This window comes from Sphingomonas flavescens (genome assembly GCF_030866745.1).
GTDB lineage: Bacteria > Pseudomonadota > Alphaproteobacteria > Sphingomonadales > Sphingomonadaceae > Sphingomicrobium > Sphingomicrobium flavescens.
In genome coordinates, this window is record NZ_CP133016.1 from 332,532 (window position 1) to 354,441 (window position 21,910).

20 protein-coding genes are annotated in these 21,910 nt (G+C 64.1%); 12 read left to right on the forward strand and 8 right to left on the reverse strand.

Annotation, left to right across the window (positions count from 1 at the left end):
• Nucleotides 1-6 precede the first annotated feature (6 nt).
• Nucleotides 7-273: a DUF1467 family protein gene (locus tag QU596_RS01750; protein WP_308516668.1), complete on the forward strand. Its 267-nt coding sequence runs from the start codon at nucleotides 7-9 to the stop codon at nucleotides 271-273.
• Here QU596_RS01750 and QU596_RS01755 read toward each other — a convergent pair.
• Complete coding sequence (locus tag QU596_RS01755; protein WP_308516670.1) at nucleotides 270-2,576, reverse strand: coiled-coil domain-containing protein; 2,307 nt, start codon at nucleotides 2,574-2,576, stop codon at nucleotides 270-272. The two genes, QU596_RS01750 and QU596_RS01755, sit on opposite strands and share 4 nt — an antisense overlap.
• 108 nt (nucleotides 2,577-2,684) lie before the next feature.
• Between QU596_RS01755 and QU596_RS01760 the strand changes: the two genes are divergently transcribed.
• The 3 genes from QU596_RS01760 to QU596_RS01770 all read left to right on the forward strand — a co-directional run bounded on the left by QU596_RS01760 (nucleotide 2,685) and on the right by QU596_RS01770 (nucleotide 6,266).
• Complete coding sequence (locus tag QU596_RS01760; RefSeq protein ID WP_308516671.1) at nucleotides 2,685-3,869, forward strand: NTP transferase domain-containing protein; 1,185 nt, start codon at nucleotides 2,685-2,687, stop codon at nucleotides 3,867-3,869.
• Between the two features lie 83 nt (nucleotides 3,870-3,952).
• Nucleotides 3,953-4,954 (forward strand): DUF2336 domain-containing protein, encoded by a 1,002-nt coding sequence (locus QU596_RS01765; RefSeq protein ID WP_308516672.1) that lies wholly within the window; start codon nucleotides 3,953-3,955, stop codon nucleotides 4,952-4,954.
• Nucleotides 4,955-5,009: 55 nt separating this feature from the next.
• The gene (locus QU596_RS01770) at nucleotides 5,010-6,266 is read left to right on the forward strand and encodes a sensor histidine kinase (RefSeq protein WP_308516673.1); all 1,257 of its coding nucleotides are present in this window, start codon (nucleotides 5,010-5,012) and stop codon (nucleotides 6,264-6,266) included.
• Here QU596_RS01770 and QU596_RS01775 read toward each other — a convergent pair.
• On the reverse strand, nucleotides 6,263-7,549 hold the full coding sequence (locus tag QU596_RS01775) for a citrate synthase (RefSeq protein WP_308516674.1): 1,287 nt from the start codon (nucleotides 7,547-7,549) through the stop codon (nucleotides 6,263-6,265). The genes QU596_RS01770 and QU596_RS01775 overlap by 4 nt on opposite strands.
• Complete coding sequence (gene gltX / locus QU596_RS01780) at nucleotides 7,546-8,946, reverse strand: glutamate--tRNA ligase (RefSeq protein ID WP_308516675.1); 1,401 nt, start codon at nucleotides 8,944-8,946, stop codon at nucleotides 7,546-7,548. The genes QU596_RS01775 and gltX overlap by 4 nt, the downstream gene beginning before the upstream one ends.
• A gap of 179 nt (nucleotides 8,947-9,125) precedes the next feature.
• Here gltX and QU596_RS01785 point away from each other — a divergent pair, with 179 nt between their 5' ends.
• Nucleotides 9,126-11,183 carry a ComEC/Rec2 family competence protein gene (locus QU596_RS01785; protein WP_308516677.1) on the forward strand — a complete coding sequence of 686 codons (2,058 nt, stop codon included), beginning with the start codon at nucleotides 9,126-9,128 and terminating at the stop codon, nucleotides 11,181-11,183.
• Here the strand turns inward: QU596_RS01785 and QU596_RS01790 are convergent.
• The 3 genes from QU596_RS01790 to QU596_RS01800 all read right to left on the reverse strand — a co-directional run bounded on the left by QU596_RS01790 (nucleotide 11,137) and on the right by QU596_RS01800 (nucleotide 14,148).
• Complete coding sequence (locus QU596_RS01790; RefSeq protein WP_308516679.1) at nucleotides 11,137-11,481, reverse strand: VOC family protein; 345 nt, start codon at nucleotides 11,479-11,481, stop codon at nucleotides 11,137-11,139. The two genes, QU596_RS01785 and QU596_RS01790, sit on opposite strands and share 47 nt — an antisense overlap.
• Before the next feature lies 1 nt (nucleotide 11,482).
• On the reverse strand, nucleotides 11,483-12,133 hold the full coding sequence (gene lexA / locus QU596_RS01795; RefSeq protein ID WP_308516681.1) for a transcriptional repressor LexA: 651 nt from the start codon (nucleotides 12,131-12,133) through the stop codon (nucleotides 11,483-11,485).
• A gap of 71 nt (nucleotides 12,134-12,204) precedes the next feature.
• The gene (locus QU596_RS01800; protein ID WP_308516682.1) at nucleotides 12,205-14,148 is read right to left on the reverse strand and encodes a peptidylprolyl isomerase; all 1,944 of its coding nucleotides are present in this window, start codon (nucleotides 14,146-14,148) and stop codon (nucleotides 12,205-12,207) included.
• 100 nt (nucleotides 14,149-14,248) lie between these two features.
• Here QU596_RS01800 and tpiA point away from each other — a divergent pair, with 100 nt between their 5' ends.
• The 7 genes from tpiA to QU596_RS01835 all read left to right on the forward strand — a co-directional run bounded on the left by tpiA (nucleotide 14,249) and on the right by QU596_RS01835 (nucleotide 20,196).
• On the forward strand, nucleotides 14,249-14,992 hold the full coding sequence (tpiA, locus tag QU596_RS01805) for a triose-phosphate isomerase (RefSeq protein ID WP_308517922.1): 744 nt from the start codon (nucleotides 14,249-14,251) through the stop codon (nucleotides 14,990-14,992).
• A gap of 71 nt (nucleotides 14,993-15,063) precedes the next feature.
• Complete coding sequence (locus QU596_RS01810) at nucleotides 15,064-15,567, forward strand: ribosome maturation factor RimM (protein ID WP_308516684.1); 504 nt, start codon at nucleotides 15,064-15,066, stop codon at nucleotides 15,565-15,567.
• A 64-nt stretch (nucleotides 15,568-15,631) separates the two neighbouring features.
• Entirely contained in the window at nucleotides 15,632-15,988 is a 357-nt protein-coding gene (secG, locus tag QU596_RS01815) for a preprotein translocase subunit SecG (protein ID WP_308516686.1), read from the forward strand.
• 74 nt (nucleotides 15,989-16,062) lie between these two features.
• Complete coding sequence (locus tag QU596_RS01820; protein WP_308516687.1) at nucleotides 16,063-17,697, forward strand: CTP synthase; 1,635 nt, start codon at nucleotides 16,063-16,065, stop codon at nucleotides 17,695-17,697.
• A gap of 74 nt (nucleotides 17,698-17,771) precedes the next feature.
• Complete coding sequence (locus QU596_RS01825; protein ID WP_308516690.1) at nucleotides 17,772-17,921, forward strand: lmo0937 family membrane protein; 150 nt, start codon at nucleotides 17,772-17,774, stop codon at nucleotides 17,919-17,921.
• Nucleotides 17,922-17,973: 52 nt separating this feature from the next.
• Nucleotides 17,974-18,939: a thioredoxin-disulfide reductase gene (gene trxB, locus QU596_RS01830; protein ID WP_308516691.1), complete on the forward strand. Its 966-nt coding sequence runs from the start codon at nucleotides 17,974-17,976 to the stop codon at nucleotides 18,937-18,939.
• Nucleotides 18,940-18,966: 27 nt separating this feature from the next.
• Nucleotides 18,967-20,196, forward strand: coding sequence for a type III PLP-dependent enzyme domain-containing protein (locus tag QU596_RS01835; protein ID WP_308516692.1), 1,230 nt, complete (start codon nucleotides 18,967-18,969; stop codon nucleotides 20,194-20,196).
• Here the strand turns inward: QU596_RS01835 and truA are convergent.
• Together truA and fmt are read right to left on the reverse strand one after the other, a co-directional pair.
• Nucleotides 20,193-20,933, reverse strand: coding sequence for a tRNA pseudouridine(38-40) synthase TruA (gene truA / locus QU596_RS01840; RefSeq protein ID WP_308516693.1), 741 nt, complete (start codon nucleotides 20,931-20,933; stop codon nucleotides 20,193-20,195). The two genes, QU596_RS01835 and truA, sit on opposite strands and share 4 nt — an antisense overlap.
• A complete protein-coding gene (gene fmt, locus QU596_RS01845; protein ID WP_308516695.1) occupies nucleotides 20,930-21,829 on the reverse strand; it encodes a methionyl-tRNA formyltransferase in 900 nt (299 codons plus the stop codon). Before fmt ends, truA begins: the two co-directional genes overlap by 4 nt.
• Nucleotides 21,830-21,910: the final 81 nt, after the last annotated feature.

Here is a 21,910-nt window from a genome sequence, read left to right on the forward strand (position 1 = left end):
CCGGCCGTGGAATTTTCGTCGATCGTCGCAATCTATTTCCTGTTCTTCGCATTCAGCGCGTTCATCCTGCTGCCCTTCGGGGTGCGCACGGATGAGGAAGCAGGGACGCCCAAGGTAGCGGGACAAGCGGAAAGTGCGCCGCATCGCTTCAACCTGAAGCGGCATCTCCTCAAAGCGGCGCTATTGGGACTGGTGCTGTTTGCGCTTTACTACGCGAACTGGACCTTCGGCTGGGTCACACCTGACGATCTCGACTTCTATCACCGAACCTAGCGGCGTTTGTCGATCGCCTGCGCCAGCGCGGCATAAAGCTTACCCATGTCCGACGACATCAAAGTGACCGCAATCATCCCGCCGTCCCGCTCGGCCAATACACGGCGGAGCATTGATTCGAAGTCGGCGACATAACGGCTGACCGAGCGGTGGAACTCCCCGTCGCTCTCGTAATGGGCGCGGATCGCCCGAGTCTCGCTGCCGTCCAGCAAGCGTACCGCGCGGCTCGTGAAGATCCCGCGGTTGCCTTTGAGATAAGCGTCCCAAGCCCGCTCGTCGATTTCGTCCGACAGGATCTTGCTGACGTCGATCGCCGCGGAATTCATGGAGTCCATGAGCAGTGCGACGCGCTTTGCAAATTCCTCGCTGTCCCGCTCGCGCTGGTCCTTGTTGGTCTGCTCGATATGAGCTTCCAGCGCCGAAGCTGTCTGACCCAGCGTGATCATCTGCCCGGTCAGGCGATCGGAGGCTTCGCGGGCTGACGTAAGGGCGTGAGTCGCCACCGTCTCGACCTCGCGGAGGCGCTCCTCGATGCTCTCGCGAATGACCTTGGCAAGTGCAGCGGCCGTTTCGTCGGACAGTTTTCCGGCCGTCTCCGGAATGACGGCCTCGATCGTTTCGCGCGCCCGTTCAGCGGCATGCGTGGCCGCGTCTTTGACCTGAACTAGCGACGCGATCAGGGCAGGGCCTGTCTGAGCACTCAAGCTCGTCGCTTCCCGCTCGACCTGCGCCAGGGTCGAAGCAAGTTCAGCGAGCTTCGATTGTGCGCCCTCGACGCCTTGGTCGACATTTGCGATCAGCCCGCTGAAGCGCTCGCGTTGTTGCGCCATTTCAATGCCCGTCGCCGCGAGTTTGTCGCTTGTCTCGGTCGTCGCGTTGCGAAGCCAGTTGATATCCGGTTTCGCAGCGGACGCAGCCTGGACCAGCCGATCTGCGCTACCCTGGGCCTCTCCAATTGCTGTTCCCACGCCATCACGAATTTCCTCCGCAAGGCGCGCAATGCTGTCTCGCAGCGTAGTCGTTCGGTCGGCAAGCGAAACGATCGCATCGTCCTGTGCCCCAGCATGGGCCGCGAGAGTGTCGAGTTCGGCGCGCGCGCGTGAAAGCGACTGCAAGAACCGATTGGCCCGATCGTCGCCGTTGGCGGATAGCTCGGTGAAGCGTTCGTCGATCAGCGCCAGTCCGCGCTCGATCTCGGCAATCATTTGCTGGGACGCGCGATCCTGCTCGGCAACCCGGGCCGAAAGGCCGTGCAGAGAGGTACTCGCATGGTCGATGTTCGCGGCCAGCGACTCTGCGGCGAGCGCGCCCGCCTTGCCGATCCCGGCGGATGCCTGCGTGACCAGTGCCGAAACGGCGCTGGCTTGAACATCGATGCCCGAGCGAATCTGCTCGAGCGTTTCGGATGTCCGGTTAAGGAGGGTGTCCAATGTGCCTGCGTAGGCTTTCTGAGCCTCACCGACCCGCGATGCAGCGGAGGAACCCGCAATTTCGATTTCGTTCAACCGCTGCGCGAGCTGGTCGGTCGCCTCGGCGACGATCTGTTGAGCCGTCTGCGTCCGCTCACCGATTTCCCGAACCTTGCGACCATATTCCTCGACCCGCGCCCCGGCCTCGCCGCCGATCTGACGCAAATTCTCGGCAACGCCCCGCGCAGTCTGTTCTGCGCGCGGCAGGTCTTCCAGCAGCACGGCGATGTCGTTGCGCGCCGCTTCCGCAGCCCGGTCGAGCGCTTCCCCGTGCCGGCGGAGGCTCTCCGTGCTCGTATCGAAGTCTCGAGTTATCCCGCCTAGCTTGCCGGTCGCATCGTCGCCTAGCTGCATCAGGTGGCGCGAAATCATCCCCAATTCAGAATGGCTGTCCTGAATACGCTGGGTGAGGACTTGCAGAAGCCCTTCGAGGCTGCGCGCTTCGGTGCGCATCTCAACGACGGAGCGCGTGAAACGCTCGGCTTCCTTGCGACGGGTGCGTCCGAACATGATCCAGACCAGCCCCAACAGCGCCAGCGGGCCCGCGGCAATGGCCACCCATTGCGCAATCTGCGGCGAGGCCAGCGGCTGCCCGCCGAGCGTCCTACCTGCGGACCAGGCGGCATAGCCAACCCAGATGGCCGCCAGCACGCTGAGCGCAATCCCCAACACCTGACGGCCGCCCGTGCCTCGCTCTTCGGCGCTCTGTTCGACCCACTGCTGTTCGTCGAAACTAGGCTCGACGAAATCCGCGGCCGCACTCAGCAGCTCGATGGGCTCTGCCGACTTGTCGCGCTGCGGCAGGGATTGGGCGCGCTTGGGGGTGGGTGTCATCGTAATCGGCAGTTTACCATCTTTGAGGACGTGGGAAAGTGATTAGAGGGCGAACTTGCGGCGCACTTGTCGCATAGTGGGGCGATTGTTCGGGAGGGTTGACGGATCGTGGCGATTGGGGCGCTCATTGGGGCCTATCAGGAAGACGATAGCGGCGGCCTTCGCGCGCTGTTTCCGCTCGCCGGGCGTACCCTGCTGGAATATCAGGCCCGCTGCGCATCTGCCGCCGGCGCGGCGCCTGTCGTTGTCGTCGTCGAACGGGTTCCGCAAGCGCTACAGGATGCATTCGAACGCTTGCGCCTTGACGGTGTGGGCGTCTTTCCGGTCAGCGACGTAAACGAGGCCGTTAGCCGGTTCGAGGCGGGGTCTTCTATCTTGCTGATCGGCGACGGCGTCGCGCCGACCGTTGATCTCGTCACTGCTGTCGCCTCGGAGGGCGAGCCTGCGGTCGCTACTGTTCCCGACGACGAGCAGCACGAAAATTTCGAGCGGATCGATGCGGGGTCGCGCTGGGCGGGAGTGGCCGTCGTCGATGCACATCTGCTCGGCTCAACGGTGGCCATGCTTGGGGACTGGGACCTCCAGTCGACGCTTCTACGGCGGACGATCCAGGAGGGCGCCCGCCGGATCCCGATCCAGCCGGGTGAAGGCGAGCCCTTGCTGGTCGAACGCCCCGAGCAACTGACCAATTTTCAACGGCACATGGTCACAGCATCGCGCGGAGGCCGCACGGACTGGGCCAGCCGCTTCATACTTCCGTTTGTTGAGGATTTCGCGACTGAGCACCTGATGGAGACGACGCTGCGGCCGTTTTGGCTGGTTTGGGCGGCCGTCGGGCTGACGATCGCGGGCGCCGTCTGCTTTACGCGCGGCTGGCTTGGGGCGGGCCTGATCCTCCTGCTGCTTTCTACACCGCTCGACCTGATTGCTGCCCGGCTGGCGACGATCCGTCTCAAACCATTCCCCGCAAAGATGTGGAGCCGCTTGGCCCTATGGCCGGCGTCAGGTTTGGCCCTCCTCGCGATTGGACTGTGGGAGACGCGTCACGGCACGGGGTGGGGTTCGATTATAGCCGCGCTTACCGCATGCGCATTCGGCGAGGCGACGCGTATCGAAAAGGCGGCGATGCCCACTGACGGTGATGTGTGGTTACTGTCCCGCCGCAATGCGATCTTCCTCGCCATTCCCTTCGCGCTGGGGGGTGCGTGGACGGCCTATTTGCTTTCCATCCTGATCTACGCCGCTTTCTCGTTTTTCATCGTTCAGCGCGTGCGGCATCAAGAAGCCAGTTGACGGCAAGTTAACCCCAATCGCGCTAACGGGGAGGGATGATGCCGGAAGAATGGCCGATTGCTGCCGCTGCAACTGATGAAAGTGTGCCCGCTGCGGGTCGACGCGCGCGTGGCCGGCTGCGGACGGTTCGCATCGATTTTTTCCTCGACCCCAAGCAGCGTCTGACTGAGCAGGAACGGGCGCTCATGTCGGTCATGCTTAATCGCTTGATCGGCGATGTTGCCAGCGCCTTACGTGCGGCACTGCCCGGCGGATGGCTCGCGGCGAACGACGGGGATGATGCGGACCTCATCAACCGGCTGAAGACCGCGAAATTGCTCGATGACGCTGGGCTCATTGCCGTGGTGCTGCAACGCGCCGACGAGGAGCGAATTTCGCTTGCCGCCCGCGCGCGCGGTGGATGCAAGGAGGCCCGTGTCCTGCAAGGGTTGGTCAGTAACAATCATGGCGGAGTCGCAGCCTCAGCCATGGCTCTCATCCTGGCGCGTGGACGGCGTCGAGATCGCTTCGGCCAGTGCCTCGTGGCGATCGACGATTTGGCCGCCGTGACGGCCGATCATTTGATCACGGCAGTTGCTGCGGCATTGCGGGCGGAGGTTGCTCGCAGCCGGGGCGCGGCAGATGCGGATCGGGAACTCTCGGCCGCCGCTCGGCAGGTGCGGGAGCAGCGAGACGCGGAGCGTGGAATCGCGAGACTGACCACGGCACTCATCCGCGAGCTCGACGACGCTGGTGCGCTTAGCGACGATCTCGTGTTGGCCGCCGCGAATGAAGGTGAGGTCATGTTCGTCGGCGCTGCTCTCGCGCGCCGGGCAGGGTTACTCATCGACGACGCGCTCGACGATCTTCTCTCCGGCGACGGCTCCAGAATGATGATTCTTTGCCGTGCCGCCCACGCATCCCGGGAACTTGCCGCGGGACTGTTGGCAGGAATTGGGGATCTGCTCGGCATTGGAGATGCGGTCGAAGCGGTCGAAAGGTTCGACAAGATGACACCGGCGGACGTGGATGCTGCCAAATCCTGGTTGTCCACAGACCGTGGTTTCCGAGCCGCGCTGGAACGTTTGGACGACGAGCGTGGCTAGCGCACCTTCAGAACAACCTCCGGTCACGGGCCGCCTAGACCGAGGCGGTCGGCTGGTGGCCGCCGACCCTGAACTTGAGGCGCTGCAGCGCGAGGCGGGCGCGGCATTGAACGAACAGTTGGCCTTGCCCCAGGTTGCCGCAATCGCGGCGCTGGCTCGCAAGCTTCGGACAACAGTATCCAGGCCGGCCGTTGCCGCATCGGCGGATCAGGATATTGACCTGTGGGTCCGCGCAACGCCGCAAGGGGAGGACATCGCGCTTTCGCTGGAAGGCTGGACAACGCGAGCGCCGGGCCCGCCCCGCCTCGCTTCTTTGCTCGGGGCGGAAGCGAAGAGCTCGAACACTTTGAACGAATGGGCCACCGACGAACAGTTGCGGATAATTTCGCTTTCCGAGCGTCTCGCTGAGATCCTTGGCGTCCATGCAGCCGACGTGGCGCGTCAGCCGCTCACCCGCATTCTGCGCTTTGACGAAAATGAAGAAGGGGAAATGCCCCTGATCAGTGCGCTCGCCGCGCGCCGCCCGTTCGCCGGCCAGCATGCGCGTAGCCGCGTCGATGAAAGCCGGATGGTGATTCTCGACGGGGAAATTGTGATGGCCGCGGATGGCCAATTTGCGGGGTTTCGCGGCAGCGTTCGATCGGAAGACCCAATTTCGGGACCTGAGCAAGTGGGGGCTTTCGACCTCGCGCTCGATGAGATGCTCCGCTCGCCGCTCGACCACATCATTGGTAACGCCCAGCGGCTTGTCGAACGTTCGGAAGGTCCGCTTCGCAGCGATTACGCCAATTACGGGGAGGATATCGCCTCGGCCGCCCGGCACCTGCTTTCGGTCATGTCATCCATGGGCCACGAGACGGTACAGGGCGACCGAACGATAGACTTGGCGGCGCTCGCCGGCGACGCCGTCGTGATGCTGGAATCGGCCGCTGAAGCCGCTGGTGTTAGCATCGAAGCGGATGACGCCGCGTCGCTCGCCGCCAGGGGCGAGGAGCGCGCGGTCATTCAGATTTTGGTGAACCTGATCGGCAATGCCATCCGCCACTCGCCGGAGGGCGGCCGCGTGCGGCTGGAGTTTGCGCGCAGCGGTGGGATGGCCCGGGTAACGGTAACGGACCAGGGTACTGGCGTTGCCGCCGATGATCGCGAGCGGATCTTCGAGCGCTTTGAGAGGGCCCGCAAAAAAGATGACGGCGCAGGTCTCGGCCTTGCCATCTCGCGCCGCCTGGCCCGCTCGCTCGCCGGTGACGTCACGCTCGACACCGCACCCGGCGAAGGGGCGCGTTTCTCGCTCAGCCTGCCGGCCGCTTAACGCTTGTCGACCGGGACGTAGTCGCGCTGCGTCGCGCCAACGTAGAGCTGGCGGGGACGACCGATCTTCTGGTCGGGATCGGCGATCATTTCATTCCACTGCGCCACCCAGCCCGTCGTGCGGGCAAGGGCGAACAGCGCCGTGAACATGTCGGTCGGGAAGCCGATCGCATTGAGGATCACACCCGAATAGAAATCGACGTTCGGGTAGAGCTTCTTCTCGATGAAATATTCGTCGTTTAGCGCGATGTGCTCGAGCTCCTTGGCAACGTCTAGCACGGGATCGGAGATGTTGAGCTCCTTCAGGACCTCGTCCGCCGTCGCCTTCATCACCTTCGCCCGTGGGTCGAAGTTCTTGTAGACGCGGTGACCAAAGCCCATCAGCCGGAACGGATCGTCCTTGTCCTTGGCGCGGGCGATATATTCCGGGATCCGCTTCACGTCGCCGATCTCGCGAAGCATGTTCAGCGCCGCTTCGTTGGCACCGCCGTGCGCCGGGCCCCACAGGCAAGCGATGCCCGCCGCGATGCACGCGAAGGGATTGGCACCCGAAGAGCTCGCCAGACGAACCGTGGACGTCGACGCATTCTGCTCGTGGTCGGCGTGCAGGATAAAGATCCGCCGCATCGCATTCTCGATGATCGGGTTCACTTCATAGGGCTCGGCCGGGACGCCGAATGTCATCCGCAGGAAGTTGCCCGTGTAGGACAGCTTGTTCTCCGGATACATGAACGGCTGGCCGATCGAATATTTGTACGCCATCGCGGCGATCGTCGGCATCTTGGCGATCAGCCGGTGCGACGCGATCATGCGCTGCTCGGGGTCGGTGATGTCGGTGCTATCGTGATAGAAAGCCGACAGGGCGCCGACAACGCCGATCATGATGGCCATCGGGTGCGCGTCGCGCCGGAACCCGCGGTAGAAGGTCGCCAGCTGCTCATGCAGCATGGTGTGGCGGCTGATCGTGTAGCTGAAATTGTCCAGCTCCGCCTTCTTCGGAAGCTCGCCGTTCAGCAGCAGATAGGCGACTTCCATAAAGCTCGAATTCTCGGCCAGCTGGTCGATCGGATAGCCGCGGTGAAGGAGGATGCCCTGTTCTCCGTCGATGTAGGTGATCGCGCTCTTGCAGGCGGCGGTCGAGGTAAAGCCCGGATCGTAGGTGAACTTGCCGGTTTCGCCGTACAGCTTGCGGATATCGATGACTTCAGGACCGACGGAGCCGTCGAGCACCGGGAACTGGTCGCTATCGTCCCCAACGTTCAGGGTCGCGGTCTTGTCGGTCATTCAGTCGGCTCCATCTGGTCGGCGATGCGGGCGAGGCTTTCGTCGCGGCCTAGCAGCGCCAGTACGTCAAAAATTCCCGGAGAGGTGGTGCGTCCGGTGAGCGCGGCGCGAAGCGGTTGGGCCAGCTTGCCCAGCTTCACGCCATTCTCCTCGGCGATCTCGCGGATGGCCGCCTCTAGAACTGCCGGTTCCCATTCCGCAAGGGCACCCAGCTTGGCATACGCCGCGCCGAGGATTTTGCGGGCATCGGGCGTCAGCAATGCGGCCGCCGCTTCATCCACGTCCAGCGGCCGCTGGACGAACAGGAAGCGCGCGCCGTCGGCCAGCTCGTTGAGCGTGTGCGCGCGGGCCTTAAGCTCCGGCATGGCTTTTACGAGCAGCGCCTTGTCGGCGCCGGGCAGGCGAGGGGCGACCAGATCCGCGAGCCGGGCATCGTCCGCCTCCCGGATGTAATGACCATTGAGGTTTTCGAGCTTCTTGAAGTCGAAGCGCGACGGCGATTTGCCCACCTGCGGCAGGTCGAACCACTCGATCGCCTGCGCGCGGCTGATAATCTCATCGTCGCCATGGCCCCAGCCAAGCCGCAGCAGATAATTGTTCACCGCCTCGGAGAGCAGACCGAGCTCGTCGCGATAGGCGTCGACGCCCATCGCGCCGTGGCGCTTGCTCAACTTCGCTCCATCCGGCCCATGGATCAGCGGCACGTGCGCATAGGTCGGCTCAGGCCAGCCCATGGCGCGGATGATCGCCAGCTGGCGGAAGGCGTTGTTGAGGTGATCGTCGCCGCGGATGACGTGGGTCACGCCCATGTCGTGATCGTCCACCACGACCGCCAGCATATAGGTCGGGGTACCGTCGGAACGGAGCAGCACGAAATCGTCCAGCTCCACGTTCTGCACCGTCACGCGGCCCTGAACCTCGTCGTCGATGACAGTCTCGCCCTCGCGGGGAGCCTTCAGGCGGATAACGAACGGCGTGTCGCCTTGGCCTTCGGTAACGTCGCGCCAGGGGCTGTCGATGCGGAACGGCTTGCGCTCCGCACGCGCCTGCTCGCGCTGGGCTGCCAACTCTTCCTGCGTCATATAGCAGCGATAGGCGGCGCCGCGCTCCAGCAGGCGATGCGCCACCTCGGCATGCCGCGCCCAGAATTGCGATTGATAATATTCGTGGCCGTCCCAATCGAGGCCGAGCCAGTTCATCCCGTCCAGGATCGCATCGATGGCATCCTCAGTAGACCGCGCCTTGTCGGTATCCTCGATGCGAAGCAGGAACTTGCCTCCGCGGTGCCGGGCGTAGAGCCAGTTGAACAGCGCCGTCCGGGCACCGCCGATGTGGAGGTAGCCGGTCGGCGAGGGGGCGAAGCGGGTGACGACGGGACGGTTGTTCTGATCGGCCAAAAGTTTCTCACTTGCGCCGGGCGGCGCTTTGCTCTTCTCTCTATGCTGCAATGCAACGGACGAGCGCCCCTAACATAGGGGAAGCGCCTCTTCCACAGCGTGCTCGGAGCTTTTGGAAGACGCGGATTTCCGCGCTTCACGGGGAGGTCGAAGGCTTCCTCGAGGCGGAGCGCGCCCAGTTGCCGCCTTGGTTCGTCGTCGGCTTCGGTGCCGGGATCGCGGCATGGTTCGTCATCGCCGGACCGCGGGGCTGGCAGGCGTTCCTTTGCGTTTCGCTCGCGCTTGTACTGATCGGTCTGGCCATCGGGCAGGAGCGGAGCGGGCGGGCGCTCGCCTGGTTCGCATTTGCCGCGGCGAGCGGCTGCGCGCTCGTCTGGGCACGGTCGGCCTGGGTCGCGTCGCCACGCCTCGACCGGCCGCAGGTCGTTCAATTCACCGCGACCGTCTCGGCCGTCGACCACCTCCCCGCGCGGGAAACTGTCCGCTTGCTGCTCAAGTCCGGAACGCCAGGGCTCCCGCCGACGGTCCGCGTATCGCTTGACGAAGACAAATTTCCCGCGGGTATCGCGCCGGGAGCGGTTGTCGACCTTCGCGCGCGCCTCGCGCCGCCACCGCCAATGGCGCTGCCCGGCACCTACGACTTCGCTCGCGATGCTTGGTTCAAGGGTATCGGCGCAGTCGGCAAGACGCTCGGTCCGGTCACCGTCACCAAAGCCGCGCAGCCGCACGGCCTCGACCGGGTCCGCGACCGGCTCCGGCGCCACATCATGGATCGCCTGCCTGGCAACGACGCAGGGATCGCCATCGCAATGGCGACCGGGGACCAGAATGCGGTCGACCAAGAAGACGCCGACGCCATGCGTCGCAGCGGCCTCACGCATCTTTTGTCGGTTAGCGGCTTGCACATCGCGGCGGTTGTCGCCTTCGCCATGTTCCTAACCCTCAAGTTACTTGCACTGAGTGAATGGCTGGCGCTCCGATTTAACTTGGTGCTGGTGGCGGCCGCGGCGGGGGCAATGGCAGGGATTGGCTATACCCTTCTCACTGGCGCCCAGGTGCCGACCGTCCGAAGCTGTGTCGCCGCGTTGCTCGTGCTTGCCGGGATAGCGCTTGGCCGTGAGGCGATCAGCATCCGGCTGATTGCCACCGGTGCGCTCGTGGTACTGATCTTTCGCCCTGAAGCGCTGGCTGGCCCGAGCTTCCAGATGAGTTTTGCGGCGGTGACCGCCATCGTCGCCTTTCATTCCGCTCCGTGGGCGCGGTGGTTACTGGAACGGCGGGAAGAGGGGCTATTGCAGCGCATCGGACGCAGCCTGCTGGGAGTCATTGCGACCGGGGTCGCCGTCGAATGTGCCTTAATTCCGATTGCGCTTTTCCATTTTCACCGGGCAGGTCTCTACGGGGTCGCCGCCAATATCCTTGCCATTCCACTGACGACCTTCCTCGTGATGCCATTGGAGGCAGGAGCGCTTATCCTCGACGGGATTGGGCTAGGTCGGCCGTTGTGGTTCCTTTGCGGTCTGGCGATCAAAACACTGCTCGCCCTGGCGCATGTCGTCGGATCCGCGCGAGGTGCGATTGCGATGATGCCGTCGATGCCGGGCTGGTCCTACGCACTGCTTGCCGCCGGCGGGTTGTGGATTTGCCTATGGACGACGCGGGCTCGTCGCCTGGGGCTCCTCCCCATTGCCGTCGGGGCCGCCGGCGCGCTCGCCGCCCCCGCGCCCGACCTCCTGATCACGGGCGATGGACGTCACCTCGCCATTGCTGACGCTGGAGAAGTTTACATTCTGCGTGACCGTGCCGGCGACTACATCCGCAGTTTGCTCGCCGAAGCGTCAGGATACGACGGCGATCCCTCCGCCATTGATGCACAGTCGACCAGTGATTGCACCTACGACGCTTGCCTGACGACCATCCATAGAAACGGATCGGCGTGGCACCTGCTTGCCACGCGCTCGGCAACCCGGATCGATTGGTCCGCGATTACACAGGCCTGCGCGTCTGCGGACATTGTCATCTCGGATCGACGTTTGCCGAAAGCTTGCGTGCCCCGCTGGTTGAAGCTTGACGCGGCCAGCCTCAAGCAGACCGGAGGACTCGCGATCACGCTCGCCGATGTGCCCCGCATAGCGACTGTCTCGGAGCGCGTGGGCAATCATCCATGGGCTTCACGCCCAAAGTTAAGCTCTACGTCGCACTCCAGACCGCGAGTTCGCTCCCGGACGGATCAATGAAGTGAAACCTCCTGCCACCCGGGAACGCAAAGATGGGCTTGGCAATCACGCCGCCCGCACCGGCTACCTGATTGAATGCCGCATCGAGGTCGTCGACCCGAATGACGGGCAATGGAGCCGAAAGCGCTTCGCTCCGGTCGCCCTGTAGACCGAGGTCCGTGATGCCGTTTGTCGTTGCAGCGTAATCTGGTCCGTATTTCGTGAACGTCCAGCCAAACGCTTTTGCATAGAAAGCCCACGTGAGCTCATGCGCCGTCGCGCTTGGCAATTCGACATAATCGATCCGCGGCCCGCTCACCTCAGTAACGGCGGATCAGACCGGCAAGTCGGCCCTGGATCCGCACCCGCCGCGGATCGTAGCGCTGAGGCTCGTAATTGCGGTTCGCCGGGTCGAGACGGATCATGCTGCCCTCGCGGCGGAAAGTCTTGAGCGTGGCTTCTTCCTCATCGATCAATGCCACGACAATCTCGCCGTCATGCGCGACATCGACCTTGCGGATCAACGCGAAGTCGCCATCGAGGATGCCCTCGTCGACCATCGAATCACCGGAAACCTCCAGCGCGTAATGCTCGCCCGTGCCGAGCAAAGCCGCCGGAACCGCAAAACTTTCCGTGCCCTGCAGCGCCTCGATCGGTGTGCCCGCGGCAATCTTGCCGTGCATCGGAATTTCAAGTGTGTCGTTGGCAGGCGCCGTGGTCACCGGGCGGATTGGTGTCACCGTGGCCGATGGCCTTGCTTCAGGTAGCTTCACCACCTCAAGCGCGCGCGCCCGATTGGGCAGTCGGCGTATGAAGCCGCGTTCCTCCAGCGCCGAGATCAACCGGTGCACACCCGACTTGGACTTCAGGTCCAAAGCCTCGCGCATTTCATCGAAACTGGGACTGATCCCCTTATCCTTGAGGCGGTCATCGATGAACAACAGCAATTCGCGCTGCTTGGCGGTGAGCATGGCCGTGAACCCCTTCAGGAACGAACGGGGAACTTTTAGGAAACAAAGATACTGTGGTCAAGCTTTGCCCGTTAATTCCCGCTGGTGAGAAGACGGGTCCGGAAGGCAGCAATCGCGCTTTCATTACGCTTTGCGCCCATTTCCTTGCGTAGTGCGGCGGTGAATTGTTCCGCATAATCTTGCGCCGTCGCTTCGCTCAACTGGCTTTGAACCTGGGTGATTAGCTGCGGCGCACTGAGCGCATTGCCCGGCGTGATCTTATTGGTTTTAACGATGAAATATCCGCCCCCTGCGGGATTGGCTAACATTCGTGCCTTACCGGTTGCGGTTGTGAACAACGCCCGCAAAGCCGGGGGCACGTTGCCGCGCTGATCGGAGATTTCGATGCGCCGGGCAGCGATGGGGCGCGAAGGCGGCAGCGTGACGCCGGCGGCCTTGACCGCATCGGCAATGGGGGCGCCGGCACTGGCCCTGTCGGCAATCTGCTTGGCGACGGCTTCAGCTTTTCTGTTTGCCTGGTCGACGATCCAGTCGGTCGCGACCCGGTCGCGAATGCTCGTCAGGGGTGCCGGGGCTGCCGGCAGAACCTGGCCGGGGGAGACCACCGCGTAACCGGCGTCGCCGCCCAGCGCGACGATTTCGGGCGGGTCGTTGGGTGCGATCTCAAACCCGGTCTTGATCACCGGCGCAAGCTCTGCAGGAGCCTTGTAAGCCGCGTCGACGCGTGATGTACCGGCGCTCGTGATCAGCGGCGTCGTCGTCACGGGCAGCTTGGCTGCCGCGACCGCCTCGGCAAAGTTGCTGCCATCGTCCAGTGCGGTCTGGACCTTGTCGACCAGATCCTCGATCGCGCTCTTCCGTTTGTCCGCGGTCAACTTTGTCGCAATTTCCGCGCGGGCCTGCTCGATCGTTTTGCCGCCACCGGCTTTCACTGCATCGATCTTCACGATCACCCATCCGAAGTCGGACTGGATGGGCCCGACCAACGCGCCGTTGGCAGCCGCAAAAACAGCATTGGCGGTCTTGTCTCCAGCCACGCTGGAGTAGGCCGCGCGGCTTTGATCTGTCAGCGTGGTGAGGGCAGCGTGGGCGCCTGCCGGGGCGGCGGCCGCAGACAAGGTCTGACCGCCCTTGACCCGCTGGGCGATGGCGTTGGCCGTCGGCTGGTCGGGCACCACGACTTGCGTTAGCGACCGCGTGTCACTGGGCGCATAGGCCGTCTTGTTCGCATTGTAATAATCGGTGATTTCCTTGTCGCTCGGCACAACGCCGGCGACCTGCTCCGCGCCGATCCGAGCGATGCGCAGCGCTCGTTGCTCCGGCACTGTGTAGCGATTTCGATTGGCCCCGTAGAACTGCTGGATCTGCGCGTCCGTTGGCTTCAGTCCGGCCTTGAACAGTTCGGTCGGGACAATGGCGGCTTCACCTTCGCGCGCCTCGAGCAGCAGGGACGCGTATGGCGTCGCCATGCCGACCGGCACGCGAGCGTTGGTCGCGATCGGCGTCAGCATCAGCCGCTGCAACAAACCCCCGGACAAGATGCGGCGGACTTGCGGGTCGGTCAGACGCTGCTGCGCCAGGAACTGCTGATAAGCCTGTTCGCTGAACTTGCCGTCCAGGCCTTTGGTGTTGGGCAATTGCGCGATCTCCGCATCGACCAGCCGCTTGGAGAGCGGGAAGCCATATTTGTCGGCGAATGCCAGCATTGTGCTCTGGTCGATCAACGCGTTGATGACCGCCGGAAGGTCGCTGATGACGCTGTTGTAATCCGCTTCGGGCCGCTGCTGCCGCGCTTCCTGAAGCCGGCGCTGCATCGCCTCGCTGGCTTCGCGCTCGGTCACGTCCTGGTTGCCGACGCTGGCCAGCGCACCTGTGCTTCCACCCAGACCGATCTTGCCTGATCCAAAGTTGGAAATGTCGGCGATTGCGAACCCGGCCAGGATGGCAATCAGGATCAGCGCCATGATGCCGGTGCCGATTTTGGATTTGGAAAGACGGCGGAAGAAGGAGAGCATCGGTATCCGGTGCGAAGTGGAGGTTGGGGGTGCTTTAGGGGCGGGGGTGGCACGCATCAAGCGGCGCCGCTACGGGACCGGCGAGCAGGGGAGTTTGCGCATGGTGAAGAAGCTCGTGGCCGGCAACTGGAAGATGCACGGCGTCTCGTCGGACGTCGCGGAAATCCGCGCCATCGCCGAAGGATCTCGTCAGTATCCGAGCGTCGACGTTGCGCTCTGCCTTCCCTCGATCCTAATCCATCGCGCGGTGGAGGCGGTGCCGGGCTTCGCAATCGGCGGTCAGGACGTTCACCATGCCGAAAAAGGCGCCCACACCGGCTGCACCTCCGCGCAAATGCTGGAGGACTCCGGAGCTAGGCTGACCATCGTCGGGCACAGCGAGCGGCGGGATGCGCAGCGGGAGAGCGATGACGAGGTGCGAGCGAAGGCCGAGGCCGCGCTTGGGATTGGCCTCGACGTCATCCTCTGCTGCGGCGAAAGCCTCGACGTTCGAGAAGGCGGCACCGCGGTGGAAACGGTACTCACCCAGCTCGAGGGATCGCTTCCGCCAGCACTCGCCGGCGGTGCCGAGCTCGCCATCGCGTACGAACCGATCTGGGCTATCGGCACCGGCAAGATCCCGAGCATTGCCGAGATTGCCGAGATGCATGCCGCCATCCGCGGCAAGCTTCAGGAGCGTTTTGGGGCCGCAGGCATCCAGCTCCGCATTCTCTACGGCGGATCGGTTAAGGCCTCCAACGCCGCCGAGATTTTCCGCATTGAGAACGTGGACGGGGCGCTCGTCGGTGGGGCAAGTCTCAAAGCCGCGGATTTTCTCCCCATCGTCGCAGCGGCAGGACTGTAAATTTCAACCGTTCAGTTCACAAACAGCAGGCGCATGCTATCTAAGGCCCCTAACGAAAGGTAGGGTTCAAGATGGTGAGGAACAATTTCGTCGTTGGTCTTTTGGGTCTCGCTTTGGCCATGCCGGTCGCCGCGCAGAGTGTCGGCATGCAGGTCGTGGACAGTGCGGGCGCACCGGTCGGCACAGTCACAGCCATTCAGGGCGACAACCTTCAGGTGAAGACGAGCAAGCACGAGGCACTCCTGCCAAAGTCTAGCTTCAGGGCGGAGGGCGGCAAGCTATTGTTCGGGATGACGCAGGCGCAGCTCGACGCCCAGATTGAAGCGACGGCAGCGTCGGCGAATGCCGCGGTGGTCGCCGGCGCGACTGTCAAAGGAATCGGCGGCACTACGGTTGGCACGATCGATTCGGTTGCTGACGATAAAGTCGTGATCGCTCTAAAGTCGGGGCAGAAGCTGGCTTTCCCGACCAGCGGCGTTCGGGGAAATGCCGACGGTTCGGTGACGGTCGGCTATTCATCCGCGCAGCTCGAAACGCTAGTCAAAGGATCGGCAACCGCGCCGCAGGGTCAGTAGTCCGGTTGAAAGCGGGTGCGGTGGCCGCTACTTGCTTCCGCACCTCATTCGTCAAAGGTCTTAAATGTTCGCCTTCCTGCTGATCGTTCAATCGCTCATTGCTGCGTCGCTCGTTGCCGTCATCCTGATGCAACGCTCGGAAGGTGGCGGCCTCGGCGTGGGTGGCAGTTCCTCAGGCTTCATGACGGCGCGCGGTGCGGCGGACTTTCTGACCCGCTCAACCGCCGTTCTTGGCGGCGCATTCATCGTCCTGTCGATCGTGATGGCGGCGATCGCCGGCGCATCGCGGGAACCGGCGAAGATCGATACCTCGCTCGCCGGCAAGACCGCGCCGGTCCAGGATACGCGGCCCGTGCAGCCGACGCCGACCGCGCCAGCGACGCAGAACCAATCCGCGCCAGCGGTCCCACTCGCCCAATAAGCGACGCTTTCCACGAATTTATTTCACGCGGCGGGTTGCGTCGCCGCGCCAACACCCCCTAAGCCCCGACACCCATGGCGCGGTTCATTTTTGTCACCGGCGGCGTGGTTTCCTCGCTTGGAAAAGGCTTGCTTTCGGCGTCCCTCGGGGCGCTTCTCCAGGCGCGTGGATACAAGGTCCGCATTCGAAAGTTCGACCCCTATCTCAACGTAGATCCGGGGACGATGTCCCCGTATCAGCATGGGGAGGTCTTCGTTACCGACGACGGCGCCGAGACCGATCTCGATCTCGGCCATTACGAGCGGTACACCGGCGTATCGGCGCGCCAATCGGACAACATCACCACCGGCCGCATCTACCGCGACATTATCGCGAAGGAGCGGCGCGGCGATTATCTCGGCGCGACCGTCCAGGTCATTCCGCACGTAACCAACGCGATCAAGGAATTCGCGCTCGCCGACACCGACGGCCTCGACTTCGTCATCTGTGAGATCGGCGGCACCGTCGGTGACATCGAAAGCCTGCCGTTCATCGAATCGATCCGGCAGCTCCGCAACGATCTCGGCCGCGGCAATTCGGTCAGCGTGCACACCACGCTCGTGCCGTGGATCGCCGCCGCGGGTGAGCTGAAGACCAAGCCGACCCAGCAGTCCGTCCGCGAGATCGCCAGCCTCGGCGTTCAACCGGAAGTGCTGCTTTGCCGCTGCGACCGTCCGCTGCCCGACAGCGACCGCGAGAAGATCGCGCTCTTCTGCAACGTCCGGAAGTCGGCGGTCATCCCCGCGCTCGACGCGCGCAACATCTACGACGTGCCGCTGCAATATCATCGGGCAGGCCTGGACGACGAAGTCCTTTACGCATTCGGAATCGAGGATGCGCCGCCGCCAGACATGACTCGCTGGAACGCCGTCATGGACGCCATCGACCACCCGGACAGCGAGGTCACGATCGGCGTCGTCGGCAAATATGTCGGGCTACCCGACGCCTACAAAAGCCTCCGGGAAGCCCTGGTCCACGGGGGCATCGCCAATCGCGCGAAGGTCAACATCCAGTGGCTCGACGCCGAACTCTTCGAGCATCCCGACGCCGAGATCGCGGCCGAGCTCGAGCCGCTGCACGGCATCCTCGTTCCCGGCGGTTTCGGCGAACGCGGCAGCGAGGGCAAGATCGCATCCGTGAAGTTCGCTCGCGAGCGCGAAATTCCCTTCTTCGGGATTTGCCTCGGCATGCAGATGGCCTGCATCGAGGGAGCACGGAACGTCGCCGGCATCGCCGAAGCGTCGACGACCGAGTTTGGCGAGACCTCGGAACCCGTGGTCGGCATGATCACCGAGTGGATGAGCGAGGAGGGGCTGCAAAAGCGCGCCGCTGGCGGCGACCTCGGCGGCACGATGCGTCTCGGAGCCTATCCCGCAAAGCTGGACGGCAACAGCGTCGTCCGCTCGATCTACGGCACCGACACGATCAGCGAGCGGCACCGCCACCGCTATGAGGTCAACGTCCACTATCGCGAGGCGCTGGAGAATGGCGGCCTGATCTTTTCCGGCATGTCGCCCGACGGCGCGCTGCCGGAGATCGTCGAGCGGCCCGACCACCCCTGGTTCATCGGCGTCCAGTTTCACCCCGAATTAAAGAGCCGCCCGTTCGAGCCGCACCCGCTCTTTGCCGGGTTCATCGGCGCTGCGGTGGAGCAATCGCGCCTCGTTTGATGGACATCAGTTAACGGAACGCCCTTTGTGCGCGTTGGTTACGTTCACGTCCTTCACCAACGCGAGGCTGTCCGATGCTCCTGACCATCGCCATCATTCTTTTCATCCTGTGGGTATTGGGCGCGTTCGTTGTCCACGTCGGCGGCGGCCTCATCCACCTGCTGCTGGTCATCGCCGTTATCGTCGTGATCTGGAACTTCGTTACCGGCCGCCGCGCCGTTTAACTGCGGGTAACCAGCATTGCGGCGTGGCGTCACGCCGCTTAGATGTTGTTCGATGACGAACAGCATTTCTACGCGGGTGGCCGTGCTCGGCTCCGGGCCGGCCGGCCTCACCGCGGCGATTTACGCGGCGCGTGCAGGCCTCGGCCCCGTGGTGATCCAGGGGATTCAACCGGGCGGCCAGCTCACGACCACGACGGACGTGGAAAATTATCCTGGCTTCCGCGAGGTCATCCAGGGCCCGTGGCTGATGGAAGAAATGCAGGCGCAGGCCGAGCATGTCGGCACCAAGGTTGTTTGGGATCACATCAGCGCAGTCGACCTGTCCCGCCGCCCGTTCCGGCTGACCGGGGACAGCGGCGCGCAATTCTTCGCCGACAGCCTGATCATCTCCACCGGTGCCCAGGCCAAGTGGCTCGGCCTGCCGTCGGAGGAGCATATGAAGGGCAGGGGCGCCTCAGCCTGCGCCACCTGCGACGGCTTCTTCTACCGCGGCAAGAAGGTGGCGGTGATCGGCGGTGGCAATACCGCGGTCGAGGAAGCGCTCTACCTCACCAATCACAGCCACGACGTCACACTCATTCACCGGCGCGATTCGCTGCGCGCCGAGAAGATCCTGCAGGACCGCCTGTTCGCGCACCCGAACATCAACATCATCTGGGACAGCGAAGTCGTCGAATTCGTCGGCGGGGGGCAGCCGGAAGCGCTGGTCGGCCTCGACATCCGCAACAAACGGACGGGCGAAGTCAGCCGTGTCGACTGCGAAGGCGCATTCGTCGCCATCGGCCACCAGCCCGCGACCGAACTCTTCAACGGCCAGCTCAAGCTGGACGACGATGGCTATATTCTCGTCGAACCGGGCACCACGCGCACCAGCGTCGACGGGGTGTTCGCCTGCGGCGACGTCATGGACAAGATTTACCGCCAGGCGGTCACCGCCGCCGGCACCGGCTGCATGGCCGCCCTCGACGCGGAGAAATATCTGGCCGCTCAGGAATATGAGGCGATCGCCGCCGAGTAAGGCGGTTCACGGGGAGGGGGATCGCAGTTGAAGCCAGTCGGACCGATCCCGCCCTATTTCGAAGCCCGCGACGACGGCCAATTGATGATCGGCGGCATCGCCGCGGACGAGCTGATCGAAGAGGCTGGCGGCACCCCGCTGTTCGTCTACGACAACAATATCGTCGGCGCGCAAGTCGCCCGTTTCAAGGGCGCGATGGCCGATGGCATCGCTCTCCATTATTCAGTAACGGCAAACCCTTACGAGCCATTGCTCGAGTTCCTTGGCAGATACGTCGACGGTTTCCGCATCGTCTCAAAGGGCGAATTGCGCCGCCTTCAGGATGCGAAGTTAGCAGGTATCCCGATCAACTTCGCCGGTCCCGGTAAGCTGTCCGAGGAGCTTGAGGCGGCGGTCATCGCCGGTGCAACGATAAGCGTGGAGAGTGAAGGCGAAGCCGAACGCGCGATCCGTGCCGCCGAACGCGTCGGCATCCAGCCGCGCATCTCGGTCCGCGTCACGCCGCCGTACAGCATCGAAGCCGGCGCCGTGACTCTCGTCTGCGAAGCCAGCCCGTTCGGCGTCGATGCCGAACGCGTGCCTTCGCTCGTTCAGGGCCTGCTCGAGGCCGATGTCGACTGGCGCGGCCTGCACATGTTCGGCGGCGCGCAGTGCCTTGATGCAGATGCGCTGTCCGAAATTCATCGTCTCACGGTAGGTCAGGCCGGCGAAATCGCCGACGCCATCGGCCTGCCGCTTCCCGAGCTAAACCTCGGCAGCGGTTTCGACATCGCCTGCCGCCCGGGGGACGAGCCGCTGGACATCGACCGCGTCGCCGCCGCGCTCAATCATACCCTATGCAATGCGCCGCCGCTGCTCGCCACAACGCGCTTCACGATCGAGCTCGGCCGCTGGCTGGTCGGCGAGAGCGGCGTCTACCTGACCCGCGTCGTCGACCGTACCGAAAGCTGCGGCCACACCTTCCTGACGACCGATGGCGGTGGGCATCACCTAATCGGCGCGACCGGGAGCCTCGGCGAACGCGGCATGGCCAATTTCCCCATTGCCGTTGCCAATCGCTTCGATGCCGAGCCCGAGGAGTCCGTGACCGTCGCCGGCTGCCTGTGCACGCCGTTCGACGTGCTTGGCGACAACGTCAGCCTGCCGCGTGCGGACGTCGGTGACGTGATCGCCGTGTTTTGCGCCGGCGCCTACGGCCTCAGCGCGAGCCCCCAAGGCTGGGAAAGCCGACCGCTAGCGCGTGAGATACTCGTCTAGGGGTAGATCGCCTCGACGAAATAGAGACCCTGCGGCGGCGCATTGAACCCCAGCGCCGCGCGATCCCGCGCCTCCAGCGCCTTGAGCATGTCGTCAGGCTGCCACTGCCCACGCCCGACCATCGCCAGGCACCCGACCATCGACCGCACCTGGTGATGCAGGAAACTCCGCGCGGCCGCGATCACATGGATTTCTTCACCAACCCGACCGACCTCCAGCCGGTCCAGCGTCTTCACCGGACTGTCCGACTGGCACTGCGCCGAGCGGAAGGTGGTGAAGTCGTGCCGCCCCAAGAGATGCGCGGCACCCGCCTGCATCGCGTCGAGGTCCAAGGGCACTCCGATGTGCCACACGCGCCCGGCATCCAGCGCCGGGGGCGCCCGCCGGTTGAGAATGCGGTACAGATAGCGCCGACCCACGCACGAAAAGCGCGCGTGCCAATCGTCGGCGACCGTCTCCACTTCCAGCACCGATACGGGCTGCGGCCGCACCAGCGCGTTCAGTCCCTCGCGCAGTCGATGCGGCGTGAGTGACGTCATGACGTCGACATGCGCAGCCATCGCCAGCGCATGCACTCCCGCGTCCGTCCGCCCCGCAGCCAGCACCTGCGCCGGCTCACCGGTCATCCGCTGAAGCGCCTCCTCCACCGTCTGTTGCACCGACGGTCCATGATCCTGCCGCTGCCAGCCCATGAATGGCCCGCCATTATATTCGACTGTTAGGCGCCAGCGCGTCACGGCAGCACGGTGCCTTTCGGGACCGCAAAGCCCCGCAGCAGCTCGCCCGGAGTCATCGCCCCGCGTCCCGCGCGCTGCACCGACAAAGGCCGCAACGCACCTTCGCCACATGCGATCGTCAATTGCTCGTCCAGCACCTCACCACGCGCGCCGCTGCCGTCAATCAATTCTGCGGCAAGTAGCTTGATCCGCTCTCCACCGGCCTCGAGCCAGGCGCCCGGCACCGGATTGAACGCTCGCACCTGCCGCTCGATTTCCGCAGCGCTCCGCGACCAATCGATCCGCGCTTCGGCCTTGTCGATCTTCGCCGCGTAGGTCACGCCCTCTTCAGGCTGCACTGTCGGTAGCGTCTGCTCTGCTAGCCAGTCGACCAAGGCGTTTGCGCCAAGTTTCGCCATTTCTTCCGTAACTTGACCCGCCGTCTTGCCGTGAAGGCTAAGCTCACGCGTCAGTAGCATCGGCCCGGTATCTAGCCCTTCCTCCATCTGCATGATGGTCACGCCGCTAACTTCGTCGCCTGCCAGAATGGCCCGCTGGATCGGCGCCGCGCCCCGCCAGCGCGGCAGCAGCGAGGCGTGCACGTTGATGCACCCCATGCGCGGCGCCTGCAGGATCGGCCGTGGCAGGATCAGCCCGTAAGCCGCCACCACTGCCAAATCCGAATCGAGCGCTCGAAACCGCACCTGCTCTTCCTCGTTGCGCAACGTGCGCGGTGTCCGCACCTCGATGCCGAGCGTCTCCGCTCGCTCATGTACCGCGGTCTTGCGGTCACCCTTGCCGCGTCCCGCCGGCCGCGGGGGCTGCGAATAGACGCACACCACCTCGTGACCGGCCTCGATCAGAGCATTCAGGCTCGGGACCGCAAAGTCCGGAGACCCCATGAAGATTAGTTTCAAACCGTTCGCCCTGAGCTTGTCGAAGGGCTGCCCTTCTACTTCGCAAGCCCGAAAGGAAAAGGCAGGGCTTCGACAAGCTCA

Excerpts from the sequence above, each read along its gene's own strand:
- QU596_RS01755 (WP_308516670.1), bottom strand. The coding sequence starts at position 2,576 with ATGACACCCACCCCCAAGCGCGCCCAATCCCTGCCGCAGCGCGACAAG.
- QU596_RS01775 (WP_308516674.1), bottom strand. The coding sequence starts at position 7,549 with ATGACCGACAAGACCGCGACCCTGAACGTTGGGGACGATAGCGACCAG.
- lexA (WP_308516681.1), bottom strand. The coding sequence starts at position 12,133 with ATGCTCACCGCCAAGCAGCGCGAATTGCTGTTGTTCATCGATGACCGC.
- QU596_RS01800 (WP_308516682.1), bottom strand. The coding sequence starts at position 14,148 with ATGCTCTCCTTCTTCCGCCGTCTTTCCAAATCCAAAATCGGCACCGGC.
- tpiA (WP_308517922.1), top strand. The coding sequence starts at position 14,249 with ATGGTGAAGAAGCTCGTGGCCGGCAACTGGAAGATGCACGGCGTCTCG.
- QU596_RS01810 (WP_308516684.1), top strand. The coding sequence starts at position 15,064 with ATGGTGAGGAACAATTTCGTCGTTGGTCTTTTGGGTCTCGCTTTGGCC.
- secG (WP_308516686.1), top strand. The coding sequence starts at position 15,632 with ATGTTCGCCTTCCTGCTGATCGTTCAATCGCTCATTGCTGCGTCGCTC.
- QU596_RS01820 (WP_308516687.1), top strand. The coding sequence starts at position 16,063 with ATGGCGCGGTTCATTTTTGTCACCGGCGGCGTGGTTTCCTCGCTTGGA.
- QU596_RS01825 (WP_308516690.1), top strand. The coding sequence starts at position 17,772 with ATGCTCCTGACCATCGCCATCATTCTTTTCATCCTGTGGGTATTGGGC.
- trxB (WP_308516691.1), top strand. The coding sequence starts at position 17,974 with ATGACGAACAGCATTTCTACGCGGGTGGCCGTGCTCGGCTCCGGGCCG.